Origin of the sequence: Microcoleus sp. BM001215392, assembly GCF_036700185.1 — a bacterium.
In the GTDB taxonomy this organism is placed as follows: domain Bacteria; phylum Cyanobacteriota; class Cyanobacteriia; order Cyanobacteriales; family Microcoleaceae; genus Microcoleus.
Genome location: NZ_JAUBOJ010000056.1, coordinates 1 through 5,596 on the forward strand (window position 1 = coordinate 1; position 5,596 = coordinate 5,596).

At 47.5% G+C, this 5,596-nt stretch carries 2 protein-coding genes and 1 pseudogene; 1 reads left to right on the forward strand and 2 read right to left on the reverse strand.

The window, feature by feature from the left end; translation table 11 throughout:
• Positions 1-321: 321 nt before the first annotated feature.
• Positions 322-2,883: a PhoD-like phosphatase gene (locus QT974_RS09180; protein ID WP_333468200.1), complete on the reverse strand. Its 2,562-nt coding sequence runs from the start codon at positions 2,881-2,883 to the stop codon at positions 322-324.
• A gap of 149 nt (positions 2,884-3,032) precedes the next feature.
• On the opposite strand from QT974_RS09180, the gene QT974_RS09185 reads away from it, so the two are divergent.
• On the forward strand, positions 3,033-5,213 hold the full coding sequence (locus QT974_RS09185) for a CBS domain-containing protein (protein WP_333468201.1): 2,181 nt from the start codon (positions 3,033-3,035) through the stop codon (positions 5,211-5,213).
• 144 nt (positions 5,214-5,357) lie between these two features.
• On the opposite strand, the pseudogene QT974_RS09190 reads toward QT974_RS09185, so the two are convergent.
• Positions 5,358-5,596, reverse strand: a pseudogene (locus QT974_RS09190) (hypothetical protein); the annotation flags it as partial.

Here is a 5,596-nt window from a genome sequence, read left to right on the forward strand (position 1 = left end):
CAATCAATTTGTAGGGGTGAAGCATTCGGGCGAAAATTGTTGATTCCCAACCTACCATCTAATACCCGAATGCTTCACCCTGCCCCACAGACAAGTCATAATTACCAAATATTTTGCTTGATGTGCGATGTCACCGCATATTTCGTTTTGACAAATAGTCGGTGTTGCGATCGAGATCCTTTCGTGGGGCCAGGGCGAAGCATTTGGGTCTGAAATCTTGGGTTTTTTGTTCTAAATTGTCGCCCAAATGCGAGAGCCCCTACGAATAATTAGATCGCATTTTTGGGTTAATGGTCGATCGCCTTTCCAACCGCCAGAAATCTAATCATCCCCATCCAATCCCAGCGGCACAAAATACTGACTGTAAACCACACTATCCGGTGCCCACAGCGGCCGCCAATAAACACTTTGAATCACCGCCTTCTCCCCATCAGCATCATCCGGCCACTGAAAACTGACGATCGCAATATTGCCATAACCCACAATCTCATCACCCTCTTGCAGCCACCGATTCCGCCACAACAGCGCTATCAAATTCCACAAACGACGCAACAGTAACAACGGTTTATTTTTAGGCAATATACTTGACATATCACCGTCTTCATCCTGTAAAAATACCCGAGATTTTTGTCGCTTCATCCAATCAACTCGATAACCCCAATCAGGCAAAGATTGCCTATCCCTCACAGCAGCAGCCACAGCCTTCTTCCTGCCGCGTCTCGGAATCTTCACCAACTCCAGCGGCTCATTCCATCCCAAACATTCGTGCGATCGCTCGGGAAACAGCGACTTAATCTTAGTATGAATTACATGAGTTGTCCACTCCTCATTAATGAAAGCACTAGCCGTTAACTGCGCCAACACAGACAATCTTTTACCCGCAATTTTCATCTCTCCATTCACCCCAGATACAGACGACAAACGCTCAATTTCAGGGCGAGAATCGCCAAAATGACAATCCGACCAATACCTCAGCCGCACAGCAGCAGCATAGTGAATATCCCCCGTCAAAACAATCACCCGATCGCGCTGCTTAAAAAACTCCGACAACAGCTTCACAAAAGCCAACTCATGAAAATTCCAAGCATCCCCCGCATCACTATTAAAAACCTTCCCCTGTTCCACATCCCGCCTTTGCACCGCATCAATAATCCACAAACCCACCAAATTTGTCGGCACCACAACCAGCGTCGCCTCGATCGCAAATTCTCCACTTTTATTCAGCAAATCAGTCTCCCGCAAAGGCTGCTGAATTTGCTCCTCAAAACCTTTGTGAGTCAAAAGCATCGGCGGCGCGATCGCACTTTCCACTGGATAGCCCCGCCAAGTCCGCGTATCCAGCACAATCACCTCATGCTTAAAACTTCTCACGGTAAAATGCCAATTCAAAACCTCATCATCTCGATCCAAAATCAAAACATCCTCATCCAACTTAAACTTCGGCAAATTAGTTTCAACATCAACCCCTGGAATTCCCAAATACTTACCAGCATCCTCCCAAATAGCAACATCAGTCCCCGCCGAATTTGACCACTTTTCCGTAGCCTTTAATAACTTATCTCCTACTCTTCCATCCTCGAACTGTGCGGGAGTATTTCCCCAACTCTGAAACACAGCATAAGCCAGCAAAGCATTCTGTACCACCCGGCGGCCCAGCGGCTTACCCAGCACCCGATAACACCACTCCCGATTCAAAAAGCAATCATCGCTAACATCATGATCGTCGCAAATCATATAAGTCGGAATATTAGCCAGCGCCCGCCTCACCCTCCACAAATTGCGACAAAAACCGTCAAGTTCAACAACTTCTCTATCCCAGACTTTTGCTTGTTTAGAATCTTGACGAATATCCTTACCCTTGGGAAAACTATCGCACCAAAGCACAGGAGACCAAACTAACAAATACATCGCGCAATATTCGCCCAAACCAAACAAGTGACTTTTAGCTTTGTCCGGTTTATTCACCAACATCGCCGTAAAACCGCCAAAATCTCTAGCAATATCGCTGCGAGTCCCCGGCTGTAACTCAATTGTTTTTTTGTACTCAAACTCAGCATCAGAGGCTTTCTGAATTGGCACCTCTCTAAAAATTTCCCTTTCTGCACGAATTACATTTTTATTTGGCGAGTTTTTAGGTATACTGGTACACAAATTCTTTTTTATTTGGGCGTCATCCATCAGGGGTAAACTTTCTTCCCAGCCCAACAGTGTATCGCCAGCATCAGTCAAGGCCCACAGCATCGCATCGGCAACGTCATCGCCGTAAATTTGGTCGCCTGTTAAAAACAGTTGGTGGGGCCGAAAATTCGCCATACCTGCAAACTGTTCGATCGCATTATCCAAGATTGGCAGCGCATCTCTGCCGTCTCCGTGGGGCTTGCGACAAGAGCCGTGCACTATACGCAAATAGTTTAAATCCCTCGGTGGCAAGGCAAAAGTAGGCAACCCGTGAGCGAAATAACTAATCGTCGAGGGCCCCAAAGCCGACAAATCTGTGCCGTCCGCCCACAGACAAGAAAGGAGATTTTGTTTCTCATTTTCAGGGACTGCAACCGACTGCGACTCGCGACTCCCAGCAAACTCAATGTCATAAGCATAAATTTGCCCAGATGTCAATAGATTGCTGTCGATCGGTTTAGCCGTCACCGCAACTACGTGCAGATATTTGCCAAGCTGCACGGTAGAGCTCGCACCTTCGAGCAAGGGCGCACCGACAATTTCGCCGTTGCCGCCCTGGGTCGAAAAAACCTTGAGTTCGACTTGTCGGGGTGCTTTCAGAGCCAGCCAAACTGTCACGGCCCCACTTTCTGTCCGGCGCAAAATCGGGCCTGCAAGGATGAGTGGCAAGTGATGAATTCGATGATTTAACGGTGTCCACGACATAGGAATTAAACAAATAAAAATTAAATAACGGGTTTCTAGCAATCAGATTTAAGGCATCGACAATCAGTCGCCCGCTTAATTAATGCTAAGTCTGCAAACCCATGTCTGCAAAATTGTAACAATTCATTAAGCAAAATTAATAATCAACCATGCTACAAGAAGAACAACTACAACATTTCTTAAATTCAGTTCCGCAGCTAGCAATTAAACCATCAGAACCCCCTGTAGAAGCCAAGAACCCGGCGATTTACTCGTCACCTTTAGATCGATCGATCGATCGCCATCCCCTCACAGTCGGCCCAGAAACCCCGATCGCCCAAGTCTTGGCTCTCATGAACCCGACGCGCGTCTCATGTCAGCTATGTAGCGAAAAACAAAAGGCTCTTCCCCTCCCAGCAAAGCGCAGTTGCGTCTTAGTCGTCGAAGATAATCGCCCGATCGGCATTTTCACAGAACGAGATATCGTCAAGCTAACTACTCTGGTAAATTGTGCGGTAGGGCTGACAATTGCCGACGTAATGACTCGATCGCCCATCACCCTCAAACAATCCGAGTCTCAAGATATCTTCACAGCAATCTTCACCTTGCGCCAGCACTCCATCCGCCATTTACCTATAGTCGATGATGACTCGCGACTTCTTGGTATCATCACCCGCGAAGCCATTCACGAAGCCCTGCAACCGGTGAACTTGCTAACCAATTTGCGCTGTGTGGCAGATGTCATGACAAAAGAAGTCATTTGTGCCCCAAAGACTGCCTCAGCCCTCGATTTAGCCAAGCTCATGGTCAAAAATCAAGTTAGTTGCGTCGTCATTGTCGAAGAGCCAATTCAGCATCCACAGCGGAAAATCCTACCAATAGTACCCATAGAAAATAACCCAATGCCGATCGGCATTGTCACCGAGCGCGACATTGTACAGTTTCACGCCCTCGAATTAAACCTCTCCGAAATCTCGGCAACTGAGGCGATGAGTTCGCCTTTATTTTGCATATCTCCCACCGATTCCCTGTTTGGCGCCCACCAGGAAATGCAGCGGCACTCCGTGTGCCGTTTGGTAGTATCTGGCAGTCAGGGAGAGCTTTTGGGAGTTATTTCTATGGCAAATTTGCCGCAAGTTTTTAACCAATCTGAAATGTACGGGACGATCGAGCTTTTGCAGCAAGCAGTAGACGACAGAGCCGCCCAACTCCAAAAAACCAACGAACTTTTACAGCAAGAAATTTGCGAGCGCCAGCGCGCCCAAGAAGCCCTGCGCCAAGCTCACGACGACTTAAAAAAACAAGTAGAAGAGCGCACCGCTCAACTTTTAGAATCAAATGAATTATTGAGACGAGATATTATCAAGCGTCAGCGAGTAGAAGAAGTGCTGCGGAAAAAGCAAACGTGCTTAAAAAATCAAGCGCAGCAATTAGAGGAAACTGTGCGGAAGTTGCAGCAAACTCAAACTCAATTAGTCCACACCGAAAAAATGTCTTCTTTGGGACAAATGATTGCCGGTATCGCCCACGAAATTAACAATCCGGTTAATTTTATCTACGGCAATCTTTCCCACACCAGTCATTACATCAAAGAATTAATTCAACTATTGGAACTTTACCAGCATCACTATCCCGAACCAGTCTCGGAAATTCGCGAAGCAGCAGCAGATATGGAAATCGATTTTTTGGTGCAAGACTTATCTAAAATCGTCTCTTCGATGCAGGTAGGAACCGATCGCATCCGCCAAATAGTTTTATCGATGCGCAATTTTTCGCGATCGGATCAATCCAACATCAAACTCGTTGACATTCACGAAGGCATCGATAGCACTTTGTTGATTTTGCAGCACAGGCTCAAAGCTCAAGGCGCACATCCAGGTATTCAAATTATTAAGCAATACGGATCTTTGCCTGGCATCGAGTGCTGCACAGGTCAGCTAAATCAAGTGTTTATGAATATTCTCGGTAATAGTATTGATGCTTTGGATGAAGCAATCCAGAAGGGTCAATGGGGAAAGGGAAATGGGAAAAATCCGCTGCCATCAATTCCTAATTATCCGGCTCTTCCCGCTATTACAATTCGCACTGAAGTTGTTGGTGGGGGTTTTGTGGCGATCCGCATTTCCGACAACGGCGGGGGCATCCCGGAGGAGATCCGCCGCCAATTATTTGACCCGTTTTTTACAACCAAACCAGTCGGTAAGGGTACTGGGTTGGGACTGTCTATTTCTTACCACTTAGTTGTGGAAAAGCACGGGGGACGGCTAAACTGCGTTTCGGAAGTTGGGCTGGGTACTGAATTTGCGATCGAAATTCCGATCGCCAGAAAGCAGTTGACAGTTGAGAGTTGACAGTTGACAGTGGGCAGTTGTTAGGAAAGCAGTTGTTAGGAAAGCAGTTGGCAGGGGAGCATCTCATTTTCGCAAAAAACTGACCGCTAACAACTGAAAATTGTATTTCGCGATCGCACTTGCGCCCTCAGAAACCCGGTTTCTTCAGAGATTTCTCGTCACAAAATGCAAAACTCGCAGAAACCGGATTTCGACGCACCGATGCGTCAACTGCCAACTGCCAACTGCCAACTGCCAACTGCCAACTGCCCACTGCCAACTGCCCACTGCCCACTGCCCACTGCCCACTGCCCACTGCCAACTGCCAACTGCCAACTGCCAACTGCCAACTGCCCACTGCCCACTGCCCACTGCCCACTGCCCACTGCCCACTGCCCACTGCC